The organism is Arthrobacter sp. zg-Y238 (genome assembly GCF_024385525.1).
In the GTDB taxonomy this organism is placed as follows: Bacteria; Actinomycetota; Actinomycetes; order Actinomycetales; family Micrococcaceae; genus Arthrobacter_B; species Arthrobacter_B jinronghuae.
Genome location: NZ_JANFLU010000010.1, coordinates 15866 through 34240, shown reverse-complemented (window position 1 = coordinate 34240; position 18375 = coordinate 15866). Strand labels below are relative to the sequence as shown.

General features: G+C 66.9%; 17 protein-coding genes and 1 tRNA gene. 12 read left to right on the top strand and 6 right to left on the bottom strand.

Annotated features, from left to right (window positions below; genetic code table 11):
• The first annotated feature begins 1 nt into the window (after position 1).
• The 3 genes from NNX38_RS09100 to NNX38_RS09090 all read left to right on the top strand — a co-directional run bounded on the left by NNX38_RS09100 (position 2) and on the right by NNX38_RS09090 (position 3565).
• On the top strand, positions 2–1342 hold the full coding sequence (locus NNX38_RS09100) for a 3-oxoacyl-ACP reductase (protein WP_255797702.1): 1341 nt from the start codon (positions 2–4) through the stop codon (positions 1340–1342).
• On the top strand, positions 1339–2259 hold the full coding sequence (locus tag NNX38_RS09095) for a MaoC/PaaZ C-terminal domain-containing protein (protein ID WP_255797701.1): 921 nt from the start codon (positions 1339–1341) through the stop codon (positions 2257–2259). Before NNX38_RS09100 ends, NNX38_RS09095 begins: the two co-directional genes overlap by 4 nt.
• Before the next feature lie 82 nt (positions 2260–2341).
• On the top strand, positions 2342–3565 hold the full coding sequence (locus tag NNX38_RS09090) for a kynureninase (protein ID WP_255797700.1): 1224 nt from the start codon (positions 2342–2344) through the stop codon (positions 3563–3565).
• Positions 3566–3571: 6 nt separating this feature from the next.
• Here the strand turns inward: NNX38_RS09090 and NNX38_RS09085 are convergent, their stop codons facing one another.
• From NNX38_RS09085 to NNX38_RS09070, 4 genes are all read right to left on the bottom strand, one after another.
• Positions 3572–3964 (bottom strand): universal stress protein, encoded by a 393-nt coding sequence (locus NNX38_RS09085; protein ID WP_255797699.1) that lies wholly within the window; start codon positions 3962–3964, stop codon positions 3572–3574.
• A 37-nt stretch (positions 3965–4001) separates the two neighbouring features.
• A complete protein-coding gene (locus tag NNX38_RS09080) occupies positions 4002–5405 on the bottom strand; it encodes an APC family permease (RefSeq protein ID WP_255797698.1) in 1404 nt (467 codons plus the stop codon).
• Positions 5406–5493: 88 nt separating this feature from the next.
• Positions 5494–6792, bottom strand: coding sequence for a hemolysin family protein (locus NNX38_RS09075; protein WP_255797697.1), 1299 nt, complete (start codon positions 6790–6792; stop codon positions 5494–5496).
• Positions 6793–6905: 113 nt separating this feature from the next.
• Positions 6906–6988: transfer RNA gene (locus tag NNX38_RS09070), tRNA-Leu, on the bottom strand.
• A 192-nt stretch (positions 6989–7180) separates the two neighbouring features.
• Here NNX38_RS09070 and NNX38_RS09065 point away from each other — a divergent pair.
• Both NNX38_RS09065 and NNX38_RS09060 read left to right on the top strand, forming a co-directional pair.
• Positions 7181–8503: a M20/M25/M40 family metallo-hydrolase gene (locus NNX38_RS09065; protein ID WP_255797696.1), complete on the top strand. Its 1323-nt coding sequence runs from the start codon at positions 7181–7183 to the stop codon at positions 8501–8503.
• A gap of 29 nt (positions 8504–8532) precedes the next feature.
• A complete protein-coding gene (locus tag NNX38_RS09060; protein ID WP_255797695.1) occupies positions 8533–9684 on the top strand; it encodes an acyl-CoA dehydrogenase family protein in 1152 nt (383 codons plus the stop codon).
• 17 nt (positions 9685–9701) lie between these two features.
• Here the strand turns inward: NNX38_RS09060 and NNX38_RS09055 are convergent, their stop codons facing one another.
• On the bottom strand, positions 9702–9935 hold the full coding sequence (locus NNX38_RS09055; RefSeq protein ID WP_229951905.1) for a DUF5703 family protein: 234 nt from the start codon (positions 9933–9935) through the stop codon (positions 9702–9704).
• A gap of 41 nt (positions 9936–9976) precedes the next feature.
• Here NNX38_RS09055 and NNX38_RS09050 point away from each other — a divergent pair, with 41 nt between their 5' ends.
• Genes NNX38_RS09050 through mshC form a run of 3 tightly spaced genes read left to right on the top strand, consistent with a single transcriptional unit; the run spans position 9977 to position 12471 of the window.
• A complete protein-coding gene (locus tag NNX38_RS09050) occupies positions 9977–10291 on the top strand; it encodes a hypothetical protein (protein ID WP_255797694.1) in 315 nt (104 codons plus the stop codon).
• A 52-nt stretch (positions 10292–10343) separates the two neighbouring features.
• Positions 10344–11168 carry an undecaprenyl-diphosphate phosphatase gene (locus tag NNX38_RS09045; RefSeq protein WP_255797693.1) on the top strand — a complete coding sequence of 275 codons (825 nt, stop codon included), beginning with the start codon at positions 10344–10346 and terminating at the stop codon, positions 11166–11168.
• 22 nt (positions 11169–11190) lie between these two features.
• A complete protein-coding gene (gene mshC / locus NNX38_RS09040; RefSeq protein ID WP_255797692.1) occupies positions 11191–12471 on the top strand; it encodes a cysteine--1-D-myo-inosityl 2-amino-2-deoxy-alpha-D-glucopyranoside ligase in 1281 nt (426 codons plus the stop codon).
• A 34-nt stretch (positions 12472–12505) separates the two neighbouring features.
• Here mshC and NNX38_RS09035 read toward each other — a convergent pair whose 3' ends face one another.
• A complete protein-coding gene (locus NNX38_RS09035) occupies positions 12506–13390 on the bottom strand; it encodes a PAC2 family protein (RefSeq protein ID WP_227921601.1) in 885 nt (294 codons plus the stop codon).
• A gap of 104 nt (positions 13391–13494) precedes the next feature.
• Here NNX38_RS09035 and NNX38_RS09030 point away from each other — a divergent pair, with 104 nt between their 5' ends.
• From NNX38_RS09030 to arc, 4 genes are all read left to right on the top strand, one after another.
• Positions 13495–14223 (top strand): HAD family phosphatase, encoded by a 729-nt coding sequence (locus NNX38_RS09030; protein ID WP_255797691.1) that lies wholly within the window; start codon positions 13495–13497, stop codon positions 14221–14223.
• Positions 14220–15374, top strand: a complete 1155-nt coding sequence (locus NNX38_RS09025) for a site-2 protease family protein (protein WP_255797690.1) — start codon at positions 14220–14222, stop codon at positions 15372–15374. The genes NNX38_RS09030 and NNX38_RS09025 overlap by 4 nt, the downstream gene beginning before the upstream one ends.
• A 77-nt stretch (positions 15375–15451) precedes the next feature.
• On the top strand, positions 15452–16501 hold the full coding sequence (locus NNX38_RS09020; protein ID WP_255797689.1) for a tRNA (adenine-N1)-methyltransferase: 1050 nt from the start codon (positions 15452–15454) through the stop codon (positions 16499–16501).
• A gap of 105 nt (positions 16502–16606) precedes the next feature.
• Positions 16607–18364, top strand: a complete 1758-nt coding sequence (gene arc, locus NNX38_RS09015) for a proteasome ATPase (RefSeq protein ID WP_255797688.1) — start codon at positions 16607–16609, stop codon at positions 18362–18364.
• Positions 18365–18375: the final 11 nt, after the last annotated feature.

Below are 18375 nucleotides of genomic sequence, written 5' to 3'. Positions count from 1 at the left end.
CATGAGTGATACCTACCTGAACCTCGTAAACAGCGGTTTCACCAAGGAGCTGTCCAAGAAGCTCGGCCTGCCCCGGCCGGCCATCCTGCGCCGCTTCGACCCGTCCAAGCCCCTGGTGCCAGGCCCGGTGCTTGTGCTCGGAAAGAGCACTGCCGCCGATGAGCTCTCCCGCCTGCTCCTTGACTGGGACCAGGACGTCCGCCGGCACGCCACGCCGAAGGAAAAGCTCGGCGCCATCCTGATTGTGGTCGACGACGCCGCGGCGCCTACGGACCTGGGCGAACCGACCCTGGCCGCCGGCGCAGCCCTGCGGGACCTGGCTCCCGGCGGACGGATCGTCACCGTTTCCCGGCCCGCCGCGGAAGCCCAGGACCCGGCCGCCGCCGCGGCCCGCCAGGGTGTCGACGGCACCCTGCGTTCCATTGCGCACGAACTGCGCGGCGGTGCGACGGCGAACGGCATCGTGCTGGCCAACGGCGTACAGGCAACGGCCCCCTCGGTGGCGGCCGCACTGCGGTTCCTGCTGTCGGGCAAGAGTGCCTACGTCAACGGCCAGTTCATCACCGTCGGTTCCGATGCCGGTGAGCTTCCGCAGGACTGGAACGCGCCTCTCGCCGGCAAGGTCGCCGTCGTCACCGGTGCCGCCCGCGGCATCGGTGCGGCCATCGCCCGCGTGCTGCACCGCGACGGCGCCTCCGTAATTGTGGTCGACGTGCCGGCCGCGGGGGAGCAGCTGGCGAAGGTGGCCAACGAAATCTCCGGCACCGCGCTGCAGGTCGACATCACCCGCGAAGACGCTGCGGACCGCATCCTCACCCACGCCGTCGAACGCTACGGGCACCTGGACATCGTGATCCACAACGCCGGCATCACCCGCGACAAGCTGCTGGCCAACATGGACGAAGCCCGCTGGGGCTCGGTCATTGCCGTCAACATCGCCTCGCAGCTGCGGATGAACGAAACCTTCCTCGCCTCGAGCGGCTTCAGCCCCGAGGGCCGGATCGTTTCGCTGGCCTCCACCAGCGGCATTGCCGGCAACCGCGGCCAGACCAACTACGCAGCCTCCAAGGGCGGCGTCATCGGCATGGTCCGGGCCACCGCCCCGCTGCTGGCACCGCGCGGCGGCTCGATCAACGCCGTCGCACCGGGCTTCATTGAAACCGACATGACCGCTGCCATTCCCGCGCTTACCCGGCAGGTGGCCCGCAGGCTGTCCAGCCTGCAGCAGGGCGGCCTGCCGGTGGACGTGGCCGAAACCATTTCCTTCCTCGCCTCCGACGCCACAGCCGGCGTCAACGGCCAGGTAGTGCGGGTCTGCGGTCAGAACATGGTGGGCGCATGACCGACACCCAGCTGAGCGAGATTCCCACGCTCGGGCGGCTTTACGCCGGTGCGGTGGGGAGCGCGGCGAAGTCACGCCTGTCACCGTCGAAGGCCGCGGGCACGCTGACGGCGGACCGGCACGTGGTCCGCGGGGCGTCCGTGGACCTGGCCCGGCTCACCGATTTCCAGCGCCTGGTCCAGCACAGCGCCAGCGACTACCTGCCCACCGGCTACGTGCATACCTTCGCGTTCCCGGTGGCCATGAGCCTGATGGCGCGCGAGGACTTCCCGCTGCCGCTTTTGGGCATGGTGCACCTGCGCAATGAGGTGCAGCATCTGCGGCCGATCCACTACGGCGAAGCGCTGACGGTTACGGCGTGGGCGGAGAACCTCGCCGGGCACCGTGCCGGCACCCAGGTGGAACTCGTCGCGGAGGTCACCGTTGAGGCCGACGGCTGCCCGGAAACCGTGTGGCGGGGCCGTTCCACCTATCTGGCCAAGGGTGTTTTCCTGCCGAAGTTCGACCGCCCGGACAAGTCTGCGGTGCGCGCGGAATTCGTTCCCCCGCTCCCGACGGCGCTGTGGCGCCTGGGTGCCGACGCCGGACGCAACTACGCCCGGGTCTCCGGCGACTTCAACCCCATCCACCTGAGCCGCCTGTCGGCGAAGGCGCTGGGCATGAAGCAGTCACTGGCCCACGGCATGTACCTGGCCTCACGGGTCGTCGCGGATTCCGTGCAGACCCACGAGGGCCCGTTCCAGTGGACCATCGACTTCGAGGCTCCGGTGTTCCTGCCGGCGACCGTGGCCGTGGCCATCTCGGACGAGCAGACGCCCGGCGGCTGGTCCGGCTCCACCTTCACGGGCTGGAACCCGCGTTCCCACCGGCGGCATTTCTCCGGTTCGGTAACTCCGCTGGCCGCAGCCCGGGCCTGAGCCCCCGGCCCCAGAGCCCGTCCGCCTCCGGCAGCACCCGGAAGCGGACGGGCTTGGATGCGCCTGATGCTAAGGTTCCCTCATGATTGATGCTCCCGGCCTGCTGGTTGCCGCCAAGGAACTCGACGCCGCAGACCCCCTCGCCGGATACCGGAACCGGTTCCTGCCGGCGGAGGGAGTCCACGCATATCTGGACGGAAATTCGCTCGGCCGCCCGCTCCGTGCCACCGCCGAAAACCTCCAGGACTTCGTCTCCCGCCAGTGGGGCGGGCGCCTGATCCGCGGCTGGGACGAGGAATGGCTCGAACTGCCCGGCCGGATCGGCGATGCCCTCGGCGAGGTGGCGCTCGGTGCCGCCCCCGGCCAGTGCATCGTGGCGGATTCCACCACCGTGCTGCTGTACAAGCTGGCACGGGCCGCCGTCGCCGCCCGTCCCGGCCGTACCGAGATCCTGCTCGATGCCGACAACTTCCCGACGGACCGGTACGTCCTCGAAGGCGTGGCCCGCGAATGCGGCCTGACCCTGCGCTGGGCGTCCGCCGACTACGCCGGCGGAGTGAGCGCCGAAGCCGTGGCGGACGCCGTCGGCCCGCAGACGGCGCTGGCCGTGTTCAGCCACGTGGCCTACCGCTCCGGGTACCTTGCCGATTCAGCGGCCATCAACAAAATCGTGCACGACGCCGGCGGGCTGGTCCTGTGGGACCTGTGCCATTCGGTGGGTGCCGTACCCGCCGAGCTGGACGCCGAGGGAGCGGACTACGCCGTCGGCTGCAGCTACAAGTACCTCAACGGCGGCCCGGGCGCCCCGGCCTGGGCCTACGTGGCGGCCCGCCATCAGGCGGACTTCTCCCAGCCCATCCAGGGCTGGCTGGGTTCCAGTGACCCGTTCGGCATGGCGCAGGGCTATGTTCCGGCCGAGGGCATCCGCCGCCTGGTCTCGGGCACCCCTCCCATCCTGGGCATGCTCGCCATGCAGGACATGATTGCCCTGCTCCGGGAGGCCGGCATGGAGGCAGTGCGCGCGAAGTCGCAGGCGCTTACCGAATACGCTGTCACGGCCGTTGATGCGCTGCTGGCTCCGCGCGGCGTCGTGCTGGCCTCGCCGCGCGATCCGGAGCGCCGCGGCAGCCACATCACCATCGACCATCCGAAGTTCAAAGCAGTGACCGCCGCACTCTGGGAGCAGGGGATCATTCCGGACTACCGCAATCCGGACGGCATCCGACTGGGCCTGTCGCCCCTGTCCACGTCCTTCGTGGAGACGTTCACCGGAATCGAAGCGGTACTGGCCAAGCTCCAGGACTAACAGGCCTCACGCCTGGCCCGCTTTGACCGCCAGGACCGGGCAGGCAGCCTCCAGCAGCACGCGCTGGGACGTGCTGCCAAGGAAAAGCTTCCCTACCGGCGTCCGGTGCCGGATCCCCAGCACCACCAACTGCGCACCGTGGTCCTGGGCGGCCTTCAGGATTTCCTCGGAGGCATCAAAATCCCCCATGGGGTGAAGCAGGACATGGGAAACCCCGCTGCCCTGCAGGACCCCGGTCAGCGTCTGCAGATAATCCGGGGTATGTTCCGGCCGCGGTTTGCGCGTGCTCTCCACGTTGACCACCACGAGTCCGGTGGCCAGGTCCCGCGCCGCCCGGAGCGCGGCGCGCAGCGCTGTTTCCCCCTCCGGTGTAGGTACGTATCCGACGACGACGGTCATGGTTTCCTTCTTCCTGCCTGCTTCGCCACTGGCTCGCTCAGCTCAGCTGCGAGGGGTCGCTGAAACGGGTTTTACGCGCCTTGACCGCCCGGTTCCAGATCCAGGTGAGCACCCACAGCGCCAGTCCGAGCAGCAGCAGCAACCCGGCAATCCGGTACTCGATGGCATCCTGCGCCCACGGGCCAAGCAGGAAGGCGCAGGTTCCGGCGCCGATGAAGGGCATGATGCCGGGGGAGCGGAAGTGCGGCCGGTCGATCGGCGTTCGTCGCAGGACGATGCACGCGATGTTCACCACCGTGAAGACGGCCAGCAGCAGCAGTGCGGTGGTCCCGCCGAGTGCCGTCACCGTTTCCCGGCCCATGAAGTTGGTGACCACGATGATCAGGCCCACCGCGATCGCCGTCGTAAACGCAATGGACGCCCAGGGGGTGCGGCGTCCGGGCAGGACCGCGGACAGCCCGCGGGGCAGGACATCCTGCTTTGCCATGCCATAGAGCAGCCGGCTGGCCATCAGCATGTTGATCAGGGCGGTGTTGGCGACGGCAAAGATGGACAGGAAGGGATAGATAACGTCCACGGGAAGGTTGGGGGCACCGGCACGCACCACCTCCAGCAGCGGGGTGGCGGATTCGGAGAGTTGCCCCACCGGCACCACGGCGACGGCGGCAATGGACACCAGCAGGTAGACCGAGACCGTGATGGTCAGGCCGGTAAGCATCACTTTCGGGAAGATCCTCACCGGATCGCGGGTTTCTTCCGCCATGTTCACCGAGTCCTCGAAGCCGACCATGGAGAAGAACGCCAGGGCGGTGGCACCCGTGAGGGCGAGGAACACGCTCTTGCCGGTTTCCGTTTCAAACACGACCACCCGGGAGAAGTCCACATTGCCCTGGCCCATGGCCCAGAACCCGATGGCGATCACGATCAGGAGCCCGGTCAGCTCAATTGCCGTCAGGACGATGTTGAACTTCACGCTTTCCGCGGCGCCCCTCAGGTTCACCACGGCCAGCAGCAGCATGAAGGTGACAGCGACCGCGGTGACCCCGGTCTGCCCCCACCCAAGGTGGAATCCGACCATGAAGTTCTCGGCAAGGAACTTCGACGCCGTGGACGCGGAAGTGATACCGGAGCACAGCACCCCGAAGGTCACGAGGAAGGTCAGGAAATGCACGCCGAAGGCCTTATGCGTGTAGAGGGCTGCACCGGCGGCCTGCGGATACTTTGTCACCAGTTCGAGATAGGACAAAGCAGTAATCGTCGCTACCGCGAAAGCGAGCAGGATCGGCGCCCAGGCTGCACCGCCGATTTCGCCGGCCACCTGTCCGGTCAGGGCGTAGACGCCGGTGCCCAGGATGTCGCCGACAATAAAGAGCAGCAGCAGCTTGGTGCCCATGACCCGCTTGAGCTCGGGCTGGACGGTTTCCGCCTTGATGTCAGCCATGGCTGTCCTTCCGGACGTTCAGGGATGCCGCGTTGGTCGGTATTCTGCGCGGTGGCGCCGTCTTTAGGCAATGGGCTGCGGTGGCGGTTTACCCGGATGCTGCCGGAATTACCCGGACCGCACCGATCCGCCGTCCGCGCACGCCCAGTACCTCGAGCCGGCAGCCCGGCGCCTGCACCGCGTCACCGGGCCGGGCCATCCGGCCCAGCTGCTCCAGGATGTACCCGGCCACCGTTTCATACTGGCCCTCGGGCAGGCCGACGCCCGTGAGCCGCTCGAATTCCTGCAGGATAAGTGCGCCGTCCACCACCAGCTGTCCCTTTTCCCTGCGGTAACGGTCCTCGGGGTCCCGGACTGTGTCGTACTCGTCGTAGATTTCCCCCACCAGTTCCTCCACCAGGTCTTCCAACGTGACAATGCCGTCAGTGCCGCCGTATTCATCCGCCACGATCGCGATGTGGCTGTTCTCCCGGCGCATCCTGCCCAGGGACGGCAGGACCGCTGCGGTCCCTGGCAGGAACAGGACCGGCCGCAGGATGTCGGCTACGGTGCGTTTATCCGGACCCGCCGCCTCCGGGTCCGGCATCAGGTCCCGGACGTGGATGAACCCCAGGATGTCATCCACCGATCCGCCGGTGACCGGGTAGCGGGAATAGGGCTGGTGCCGCACCCGGTTCCTTGCTTCCTCCAGCGGAAGGTCTGCCCGGACAAAAACCACTTCGGTCCGGGGCCGCATCACCTCCTGCACCAGCCTCGTGCCTGCTCCGAAGACGTCCGAAAGAATCCTGCGGCTGTCCTCGGCGAGCATCGGACTCGCCGCCACCATGTCCCACAATTCCTGGCTGCTCACCGGCACGGTCTTGACGTTCGGATTTCCGCCCAGCAGGCGCACCACGGCATCGGTCGAAAAGGACAGCAGCCGGATGACGGGACGCATCAGCATGGCAAACCGGTTCAGTGCGGGGGAGAGGATCCGGGCGTAGAGGACCGCATTCTGCATGGCCAGCCGCTTGGGCACCAGTTCCGAGAACACCAGGGACAGATAGGCCACCACGAGGGTCAGCAAAATGAACGCCGTTGCCTCCGCCGCGGACTCGGGCAGCCCCCACTGCCGCAGCACGGGCTCAACGGCCGGGGCCAGCGCCGAGGCACCGTAAGCGGCCGAGAAGAAACCGGAGAGGGTCACGCCGATCTGGATCGCCGACAGGAACAGGTTGGGGTTGCGGGCCAGGTGTGCTGTTCGCCTACCCTGCTTCCCGGTTCGCTCGATGGCGTTGATCTGACTCTCCCGGAGGGACACCAGCGCCATCTCCGCGCCGGCGAAGATTCCGCCCAGCAGAATGAAAAAAGCCACGAGCAGGAGATTAAAGACTCCGCTGCCGTCCATGGTGCGAGGGTACCGAAGGGCGGCAGGCGATGTGAGTCAAAGATCACAGCGGACGGTTCCGGACAAACAAAAAAGTCCTCCCGGAATCCGTGGATTCCGGGAGGACTTCACTGTGCGCGGAGGGGGACTTGAACCCCCACCCTCGTTAGAGGACTAGCACCTCAAGCTAGCGCGTCTGCCATTCCGCCACCCGCGCTGGGTGATCTCCACAGGCTCTTCAGTTGTTCAAAAGCTGTGGAAGCAACGGGAAAAACTCTAACACGGTTTATGCGTGAACCACGAATCGGCCCAAGCCGGAGGCCTGTTGGCCTGCCGTTGCCGCGAAATACGGCCCATCCTGCCGTTGCTCTGGCTAAGCTGGCTGCACAGTTCATCGAAGGAGAAGCACATGCCTACAGACGTCCGTGCCGAGCAGCCCCGCGCCGAAGACGAGGTGGCCCGGATCTGCCAGGAGCTCATCCGTTTCGACACCTCCAACTTCGGTGACAACTCCGGCCCGGGGGAGCGTGCCGCTGCCGAGTACACCGCCGGACTGATCGAAGAAGCCGGGTTGTCCGCCGATCTGTTCGAGTCTGCTCCCGGACGCGCCTCGGTAGTGACCCGGATGGAGGGCACCGACTCCTCCCTGCCCGCCCTCGTGGTCCACGGCCACCTTGACGTGGTTCCGGCCCAGAAAGCGGACTGGACGGTGGACCCGTTCAGCGGCGAGGAACGGGACGGGCTGATCTGGGGCCGCGGGGCCGTGGACATGAAGGACATGGACGCCATGATCCTGTCCGTTATGCGTTCCATGGCCCGCACCGGAACACGTCCGCGGCGGGACATCGTCTTCGCGTTCTTCGCCGACGAAGAAGCCGGCGGCGACTACGGTGCACGCTGGGCAGTGGAACACCGCCCGGAACTGTTCGACGGCGCCACGGAGGCCATCTCCGAGGTGGGCGGCTTCTCGGCCACCATCGGCGGGAAGCGGACCTACCTGCTGCAGACAGCGGAAAAGGGCATCTCCTGGCTGCGGCTGGTGGCCCACGGGCGTGCCGGGCACGGTTCCCAGATCAACACCGACAACGCGGTCACCCGGCTGGCCCGCGCCGTCGCCAATATCGGCAGCCACCCCTGGCCCATCGAGCTGACGGATACCACCCGCGCCTTCCTGGACGGCGTCACCGAACTGACCGGTGTCGAGTTCGATCCGGAGAACCCGGACCGGATCCTTGCCGAACTGGGCACCGTAGCCCGGTTTGTGGGCGCCACCCTGCAGAACACCTCCAACCCCACCGTGTTGAAGGCCGGGTACAAGCACAACGTCATCCCCGGCACCGCCGAGGCCCTGATCGATGCCCGGACCCTGCCCGGGCAGGAGGAACAGGTGCTGGCCACCATCCGCGAACTTGCCGGCGAAGGCATCGACATCAGCTACGAGCACCAGGACGTGTCCCTCGAAGTGCCGTTCAAGGGCAACCTGGTCGACTCGATGATCTCCGCCCTGCAGGCAGAGGATCCCGGTGCTCCGGTGCTGCCCTACACGCTCTCAGGGGGCACGGACAACAAGTCCCTCAGCCGGCTGGGCATCACCGGGTACGGTTTCGCCCCGCTGCGCCTCCCGGCGGACCTGGACTTCACGGGCATGTTCCACGGCGTTGATGAACGGGTGCCGGTGGATTCCCTGAAGTTCGGCACCCGGGTCCTGTCCCGCCTGCTGACCGACTACTGATCCCTTCCCGCCTCCCGAAGGAGAACCCCTTGCCGGCCGCCGCCGATATCCTCACCCCGGAACTGCTGGAGCGCCTGCGCTCCCGTGCCGCAGGCTATGACGAAACCAACAGTTTCTTCACCCAGGACCTGACGGACCTGCGCGCCGCGGGCTACCTCGCCCTGTTCACCTCAAAGGACGAGGGCGGAGCCGGATTGGGGATTCCCGACGTCGTCTCCTGCCAGCGGCTCCTGGCTTCCGCCGCTCCGGCGACGGCACTGGCTGTGAACATGCACCTGGTCTGGTGCGGCGTCGCGCACCTGCTCGCCCTGGCGGGGGATAACTCGCTGGACTTCGTCCTCCGCGAGGCGGCGGCGGGCGAGCTGTTTGCCTTTGGAGTGTCCGAGCCCGGCAACCCCGCCGTGCTCTTCGATTCGCACACCGCGGCCCGTCCCACGGGCGACGGCGGCTACGCCTTCACCGGCACCAAGATCTTCACCAGCCTGTCCCCGGCCTGGACCCGGCTGGGCATCTTCGGAAAGGACTCCTCGGACCCGGAGGAGCCACGGCTGGTCTTCGGATTCGCGGACCGCGGTACCGGGGGCATCACCATCGCGGATGACTGGGACACCATGGGCATGCGGGCCAGCCAGTCCTGCACCACCCACCTGGACAACGCCGTGGTGCCGGCCGCACGGATGGTCCGCACGACGCCGGTGGGCCCGCACGGGGATGCCTTTGTCTTCGGAATCTTCGCCTTGTTCGAAACCCTGCTGTCCGCCGTCTATACGGGCATCGGGGACCGCGCCGTGGAACTGGCCGTTGAGGCAGCCTCCGGGCGCGTCGGGCGCGAGGGCACTCCGGCGTCGGCGGATCCCGCTACCCGCTGGAAGATTGCCGACGCCGCGCTGCGGATGGACGGCGTCCATCTGCAGCTCGGAGCAGTGGCACGGGATCTTGAGGAAGGCACCGACCACGGCAGCTACTGGTTCCCGCTGCTTTCCGGCCTGAAGTACCGGACCACCGAAACGGCGCGCGGCGTGGTGGAGACCGCCGTTCGGGTTGCGGGCGGCCGCAGCTATTTCCGGGGCTCCGAACTGGAACGGCTCTACCGTGACGTCCTCGCCGGCATGTTCCACCCCTCAAGCGAGGATTCGGTGCATGGCAGCGTGGCCAACGCGGTCCTGGGCCCGGCGGAGTAAGAACCGGCGGGCGGAGGCTAGGTGGTCCGCTGGACGCGCAGGACTCTTCGGCGCAGCCAGAACCGACGTCCGCCGCCGCTGTAGATCCGGCTCCGGTGCAGTTCCCACTTGCCGTACTCGGCGTGCTCCACGAGGCGGCGCCGGGCATCGGGCAGTGATTCGTTCGGGTCCACCGACACCACCAGGTACTCGTAGTCCCGGGAATTTTCGCGCCGGCGGGAGACATCAGGTGCAAGAATTTGTTCGCGCATTTCCCTCCAATTTTCCCTACTTTACCGATAACGTCTAGGTCATGAGCATAGATCCGCGCATCGCGCTCCAGTCCCTTGTCACTGCGTTCGAGGAGCACCTCGCGGCCGCGGCCGCACGACGCGGTGAGAAGGATCCGGTGGTCGAAAGCGCGTACCTGGCCATCGCCGATGCCTTCGAAGTCTATGAGGAAGTCCTTTACGACGCCTACGGCGAAGTGACGCCGCTGGAGATCTACGAAGACGATGAGGACGAAGGCGACTACGACGCCGCGGACGAGGTGGACGAAGTTCCGCAGGATCCGACAGCTGCCGGAGACCAGGACAACGGCCCGCTGGGACGCTCAGCCAACCGGTAGCGGCCGCCACGGGTGAACGGATGCGTCACAGGAGTCTATTAGAGTCTTAGGTGTGAATTGGTTTGAAGCGATCTTCCTTGGCCTGATCCAGGGTCTGACAGAGTTCCTCCCCATCTCCTCCAGCGCACACCTGCGCATCGTGGGGGAGTTGCTGCCCGGGGCACAGGACCCGGGAGCGGCCTTTACCGCCATCACCCAGCTGGGCACGGAAACCGCCGTCGCGGTGTATTTCTGGAAGGACATTGTCCGGATCATCAAGTCCTGGTTCGGTTCGCTGTCCGGCCGGGTGCCCCGCAATGATCCGGATGCCCGCATGGGCTGGCTGATCATTATCGGCACCATCCCCATCGTGGTCCTGGGCCTGCTCTTCCAGGACCAGATCGAAAGCACCTTCCGCAGCCTCTGGATCGTCGCCACCATGCTGATTGTCTTCGGCATCATTCTGGCCGTAGCCGACGCGGTCGGCCGCCAGCAGCGCAAACTGGACCAGCTCACCTATCGCCACGGCATCCTGTACGGCTTTGCCCAGGCCCTGGCGCTGATCCCCGGCGTTTCCCGGTCAGGCGGCACCATTACCGCCGGGCTGCTCATGGGCTACACCCGTGAAGCCGCGGCCCGGTACGCCTTCCTGCTGGCCATTCCCGCAGTGTTCGGCAGCGGCCTGTTCCAGCTGGTCAAGTCGCTGGACGAGCCCATGCCCTACACCGCGCTGCAGACCGGTGCCGCTACGGTGGTCGCCTTCGTTGTGGGCTTCATCATCATCGGCTGGTTCCTGCGTTACGTCTCCACCCGCAGCTACCGCCTCTTCGTCTGGTACCGCATCCTCCTCGGCATCTGCATCTACCTCCTCCTGGGCTTCGGCGTCCTTACCGCCTAGCCGTGCCCGTTAGAGTGGAAGGGTGATTGCCTGGAAATCTTCCTCCCTGCCCTCCCTGCCCGGAAAGTCGGACGACGTCCGGCTCTATGACACGGCCGCACAGGCCAGGGTGACCGTGCGTCCCGGCGGGGACGCGAGCATGTACGTCTGCGGGATCACTCCGTACGACGCCACGCACATGGGCCACGCCTCCACCTACGTGGCGTTCGACCTGCTCAACCGCCAGTGGCGCGACGCCGGACACACCGTCCGGTACGTCCAGAACGTCACCGACGTCGATGATCCGCTGCTCGAGCGCGCCAACGCCACCGGTGCGGACTGGCGGCAGCTCGCGCAGGAGCAGACCCAGCTTTTCCGTGATGACATGGAGGCCTTGAACGTCCTGGCCCCGGACCACTACATCGGCGCTGTAGAGGCAGTGGAGTGGATCGTGCCGGTGGTGGAGGACCTGATGGACCGCGGCCTGGCCTACCGGGTTTCCGGCAACGGCGGAGAGCCCGACGGCGACCTCTACTTCGACGTCGACGCCGCTTCCCGTCTGGCTGAAGGGGATCCGGATGCCTGGTGGCTGGGACAGGTCTCGCACCTGACCCGGGAACAGATGCTGCCGGTCTTCGCGGAGCGCGGGGGAGACCCGGAGCGTCCCGGCAAGCGGAACGCCCTGGACCCGCTGCTGTGGCGCATGGCCCGGACCGGTGAGCCGTCCTGGGACGGCGGCCGGCTCGGCACCGGACGTCCAGGCTGGCACATCGAGTGTTCCGTCATCGCCCAGCGTTTCCTGCCCCGTCCCTTCACGGTGCAGGCCGGCGGCTCGGACCTGGTCTTCCCGCACCACGAAATGAGTGCCGGACACGCCTTTGCCTGCGAGGGTACGCCTCTGGCCTCGCACTACGCCCATGCCGGCATGGTGGGGCTCGACGGCGAGAAAATGAGCAAGTCGCTGGGCAACCTGGTCCTGGTTTCCCGGCTGCGTGCCGAGGGAGTGGAGCCGGCAGCCATCCGCCTGGTGCTGCTGTCCCATCACTACCGCACCGATTGGTTCTGGACTTCAGACCAGCTGCGGCGGGCAGAGGAACGCCTGGTGGCGTGGCGGAAGGCCCTGCAGTTCACCAATGATGACGACGCCGCCGCGCTCCTGCAGCAGATCCGCGCCGCACTGGCTGATGACTTGGATGCTCCGGCCGCGCTGCAGGCCGTCGACGCCTGGGCCGGTGCAGCGGTCCGCGGCGAAACGAAGGGGAGCCAGGCCGGCGCCGAACTCGTTTGTTCCGCGCTGAACGCCTTGCTCGGACTCCAGCTCTAGGGGCTCAGTTCCAGGGACGTCCAGCCGCCGGGACTCAGTCCCGGCGGCGGCGCTTCAGGTACCGCTCGAATTCACGGGCAATCGATTCGCCGCTGGCTTCGGGAAGATCGGCGGTGTCCTTGGCCTCTTCCAGCTGGCGGACGTACGCCGCAACCTCGGGGTCTTCGGTGGCGAGTTCATCCACGCCGCGTTCCCAGGCTTCGGCCTCTTCGGTCAGCAGATGCGTATCCAGGGGCGCCTGCAGCAGCTCCTCGATGCGGTTCAGCAACGCCAGCTGCGCCTTGGGCGAGGGCGCCTGCCCCACGTAGTGCGGTACGGCTGCCCAGAGCGAGATGGAGGGAATATCCGCCAGGCCGGCCATCTCGGACACCACGCCCACAATCCCGATCGGCCCCTCGTAGGAGGACGGCTCCAGGCTCAGGCTTTCCTGCAGGTCAGGTTCCTCGCAGGAAGCGCTGACCGGGATGGGCCGGGAATGCGGAACATCGGCGAGCAGCGCACCGGCCAGGACAATGCAGTCCACATCCAGTTCCTTGGCCAGGGCTATGAGCTCGGCGGTGTAGGCCCGCCACTTGTAGGACGGTTCGACGCCGGTGACGAAGATGATGTCCAGGTTGCTGTCCGGCACCTCGGCACGGGAGATGCGCGTCGTCGGCCACTTGATCCGGTGCCCGCCGGAAGCCGTCCGTTTCAGGGACGGTCTGGTGAACTGGAAGTCGTAGTATTCGTCCGCGTCGATACTGGCAATTTTTTCGCTGTCCCAGTGCCGGCTCAGGAATTTCAGGGCATCGGAGGCTGCTTCACCCGCATCATTCCAGCCTTCGAACGCGGCCAGCATCACCGTGACGCGTTCGGAGGACGTCCCGTCGCCAAAAAAGTCCTGGAGGCCTGTGGCTTCAAAGCCTTCGGTATTGCTCACCACTTCACACTATGCCCCGTCCGCCCCGCATGTCAGGACCGGGCAACGGCGCTTCGCGGAGAGCAAAAGAAACACCGGCTTCCGCCGCCCCGTAGACTTAGGACATGCCCCTCCTTTCCGCAGAAGATTCTTCCCACAGCCACGCCGACGCAGCACTGCAGGCTGTTTTCTGGGATATGGACGGCACCCTCGTGGATACCGAGCCGTATTGGATCGCCGCCGAAAAGGAACTGACCTCGAGTTTCAACGTCGGCTGGACGGATGCCCAAGCCGAGGCAATGGTCGGCCAGGCCCTGGAGGTCAGCGCGGGTATGCTGCAGCGAGCCGGTGTCCCCTTGGAAAACCGCGCGATCATCGACCGGCTGATCGGCCAGGTTGCGGCACAGGTCCGCCGCGAGGTGCCTTGGCGCCCGGGTGCCCGCGAACTGCTGGCGGAGCTGCAGGCAGCGGATATTCCCTGCGCCCTGGTCACCATGTCGGAGCCGGTGCTGGCCCGGGAAATTATCCGCGCCCTTCCCGCCGGAACGTTCGACGTCGTGGTGACCGGTGACATGGTCAGCAACGGCAAGCCGGATCCCGAGCCGTATCAGCTGGCCTTCGACACGCTTGCCGGCTCCGTTCCTGACCTGGACAAGGCCTGCGTGGTCGCCGTGGAGGACTCCCTGCCCGGGGCAACCTCGGCGCAGGCGGCCGGCCTGGTGACCCTGACGGTGCCCAACTTCGTTCCGTTGCCGCCGGGCGCGTTCGAGCATGAATGGCAGTCCCTGGCCGGCCGCGGAATAGACCAGCTGCGCGAGCTGCTTCCCGGTTCCGTCCTGGAGTCCGCTAGGTGAGCAGCAACGGGCCCGCCGGAACGGAACGCCGGGAAGGTATCCCGCTGGGCAGCATCGCCGGAGTACCGGTGACCCTGGCGTATTCGTGGTTCCTCATCGCGGCGCTGATCGTGGCGGTATTCGGTCCCCAGGTACGGGAGGCCTTCCCCCGCCTCGGCGCCGGTGCCTTCGCCGTGGCCCTGGGTTACGCGGTCCTGCTGCTGCTCTCGGTCCTGGCACACGAGGCGGCGCACGCCTTAACCGCCCGCGCCTACCACTGGCCTACCTCCAAGATCGTCCTGACGCTGTGGGGCGGACACACCCAGTTCGGGGACCTGCGCTCCACCCCGGGACGGTCCCTGCTGGTTGCCCTGGCCGGCCCGGCAGCCAATTTCCTGCTGGCAGCAGCCGGATTCGGGGTCCTGCAGCTGGTTCCCGAAGGCAGCGTGGCCGAGCTGGTCACCTTCATCTTTGTGTCCGCCAACGTGCTGATAGCCGTTTTCAACGTCCTGCCCGGGCTGCCGCTGGACGGCGGGCGCATTGTGGAAAGCGCAGTCTGGAAGATCACCGGGTCGCAGGAACGCGGCACCGTTGCCGCCGGCTGGGCCGGACGCATCATTTCGGTCCTGCTCCTGGCTGCCGTTTTCATTCCGCCCTACCTCCGGGGAGAGGCGCCTGCACTGAGCCTTGTCCTGTTGGCGGCCCTGCTGTGCGGCTTCCTCTGGATGGGGGCCGGCGCTGCCATCTCCAACGCGCGGGTGCGCCTGCGGCTGCCGCAGGTCAGTGCCGGTGCCCTGATGGAACCGGCGGTTTCCCTGCCCGGCCGGGCATCCGTCGGCGAGGCGCTCCGGCTGGCCCGCCAGTATCCGGACGCCGCCGTGCTGGTCACTGCCGCAACCGGCCAGCCGGAGGCCGTCGTGGACCGCGGGGCCCTCGCCTCGGTTCCGGACGAGCAGGCCGGCCAGGTGCCGGTGAGCGCCGTCGCCCGCCCGCTGGCGGCCGGCGCCTACGTCCCCGAAGCCGCGGCCGGGCAGGAACTCGTCCAGTACCTGGCCAAACTGCAAGGCAGCGAATACGCGGTCATTGACCGGGACGGAATGGTCACTGGCCTGCTGCGCCAAGCCGCCGTCGTCGCCGCCGTCACCGGGAAACCCGCCCGGCCGCAGCGCTGACACCTCCCGCTTTTTACCGCCCCGCCGGCACAAGCACGCCGGCACCCATAATCCAGCAAGAGAACCAAAGGAATACCATGAACGCCGATAACCAGGCCGCCGCTGCTGCACCCCACGGGGCCGAGATCCGCAGGGGACCGCTCCGGCCCGGGGAACGGGTCCAGCTCACCGATGAGAAGGGCCGCCGCAACACCATCACCCTCACCGAGGGCGGCGCCTTCCACACGCACCGCGGCTACCTGCAGCACGACACCGTCATCGGACTGCCCGAAGGGTCCGTCGTGTCCAACACGGCCGGACACCAGTACCAGATCCTGCGCCCGCTGCTCTCGGACTTCGTCCTGTCCATGCCGCGCGGCGCCGCCGTCGTCTATCCCAAGGATGCGGCCCAGATTGTCACCATGGCGGACATCTACCCCGGCGCCCGCGTGGTCGAAGCCGGCGTCGGCTCCGGCGCCCTGAGCATCTCGCTGCTGCGTGCAGTGGGCGACCACGGCAGCCTGCACTCCTTTGAACGGCGCGAGGAATTCGCGCAGATCGCCCGCGGCAACGTGGAGACCTTCTTCGGCGGACCGCATCCGGCGTGGGACATCACCCTCGGGGATTTCCAGGACGAAGTCGTCAAGACCGAAGAGCCCGGCAGCGTGGACCGCGTGGTCCTGGACATGCTCGCCCCCTGGGAGTGCACCGACGCCGTAGCCACCGTGCTCGCCCCGGGCGGCGTGTGGATCTCCTACGTGGCCACCGTCACCCAGCTCTCCCGCACCGCGGAAGCCATCCGGGCCGACGGCCGCTTCACCGAGCCGGATGGCTGGGAATCCATGGTCCGCGGCTGGCACCTGGAGGGCCTGGCCGTACGCCCGGACCACCGCATGGTGGCCCACACCGGTTTCCTGCTCACCGCGCGCCGGCTCGCAGAGGGCGCCACCGGCCTGGTCGCCAAGCGCCGTGCGTCGAAGACCAACTTCAGCGAAGAGGATCTCAACGCCTGGACTCCCGCGGCAGTGGGTGAGCGGGAAGTCTCCGCCCACAAGCTGCGCCGTGCGGCCAAGGATGCCAGTTCCACAGTGCAGCGCGGAGCCCTCGAAAACGCCGAAAAGTTCCAGCAGGAGACAGATACCCCATAGCGGGGGTAACCGGCGAAACACAAGACGCCGGACCCCGTGTATCTTGCGCAGCGCTGGGTTACTGTCATTGGACAGACCCAGAGCTACGTGAAGGCGGTCGGTATCATGGCTGAACCCGAAAACGCTGGACCCGGGACCGGGGGATCCCGCCCGGTGTCCGCAGCGGCTGTAGCAGGCACCGAAGCACGCCAATTGAATGTCCTTCGGGACAAACTCCGGAATCTGGACCGGCAGCTCGCTGCCCTTACGCACAACAACGCCCGGCTCGTGACCATGCTGGAGACCGCGAAAGCCGAAATCATCCGGTTGAAGGATGCCCTGGAGAACGAGGGGGCAACGCCCTTCAGCTTCGGCACCGTCATCGGAGTGAACCAGCGCCGCGAAGCGGAACCCGGCGTGACAACCATCGCGGCAGTGCAGGAAAGCCTGGACATCATCCAGTCCGGCCGCAAGCTCCGGGTAGCCGTTTCGCCCCTCCTGGACCTGGGACAGATCGTCCCGGGCCAGGAGGTGCTGTTGAACGAGTCCCTCACCGTCATTGCTGCCCTCGGCTTCGAACGCGCAGGGGAACTGTTTACGGTGAAAGAGCTCCTGGACCCGGACCGGGTACTGGTGATCGGACGGGCCGACGACGAGCGCGTAGTGCGCCTCAACGGGCCCCTGGGCCGGGAAAAGGTCCGGGTAGGGGATGCCCTGACCGTGGATACCCGCATCGGCTACGCATTGGAAAAGATCCCGCGCAGCGAAGTGGAGAACCTGGTCCTCGAAGAGGTTCCGGACATCTCCTACGCAGACATCGGCGGCCTCGGCCCGCAGATCGAGCAGATCCGCGACGCCGTCGAGCTGCCGTTCATGCACCCTGACCTCTACCGCGAACACGGACTGAAGCCGCCCAAGGGCATCCTGCTCTACGGCCCTCCCGGCTGCGGCAAGACACTCATTGCCAAGGCCGTGGCCCACGCCCTCGCGGCACGGGTGATGGAGCAGACCGGCACCCTTGGTGCCCGCAGCTACTTCCTGAACATCAAGGGACCCGAGCTGCTGGACAAGTACGTGGGGGAGACCGAGCGCCACATCCGGCTGATCTTCGGCCGCGCCCGGGAGAAGGCCTCCGACGGCAGCCCCGTGGTGGTGTTCTTCGACGAGATGGATTCGCTCTTCCGCACCCGCGGCACCGGGGTATCGTCCGACGTCGAAACCACCATTGTTCCGCAGCTGCTCAGCGAGATCGACGGCGTCGAGAAGCTGGAGAACGTGATTGTCATCGGTGCCTCCAACCGGGAGGACATGATCGATCCGGCCATCCTGCGTCCGGGCCGCCTGGACGTGAAGATCAAGATCCAGCGGCCCGACGCCGAAGGCGCGGCGGAAATCTTCGCGAAGTACCTGACCCCGGACCTGCCGCTGCACCGCGACGACCTGGCCGAGCACGGCTACGACCCGGTGGAAACGGTCAACGACATGGTCCGGCGCACGGTGGAGAAGATGTACGCCGAGGACAAGGCCAACGAATACCTGGAGGTCACCTACGCCAACGGCGACACCGAGATGCTCTACTTCAAGGATTTCAACTCCGGCGCCGTCATCCAGAACGTGGTGGACCGGGCCAAGAAGTACGCCATCAAGGACCTGTTGCAGCTGCACCAGCGCGGCCTGCGCATCGAACACCTGATGCGTGCCGTGGTGGACGAATTCCGCGAGCATGAGGACATGCCCAACACCACCAATCCGGATGACTGGGCACGGATCTCGGGGAAGAAGGGCGAGCGGATCACCTACATCCGCACCATCGTCCAGGGCAAGGCCGGCCAGGAACCGGGCCGGACCATCGAAACGGCGGCCAACCCGGGACAGTATCTGTGACCGTGCGCCGT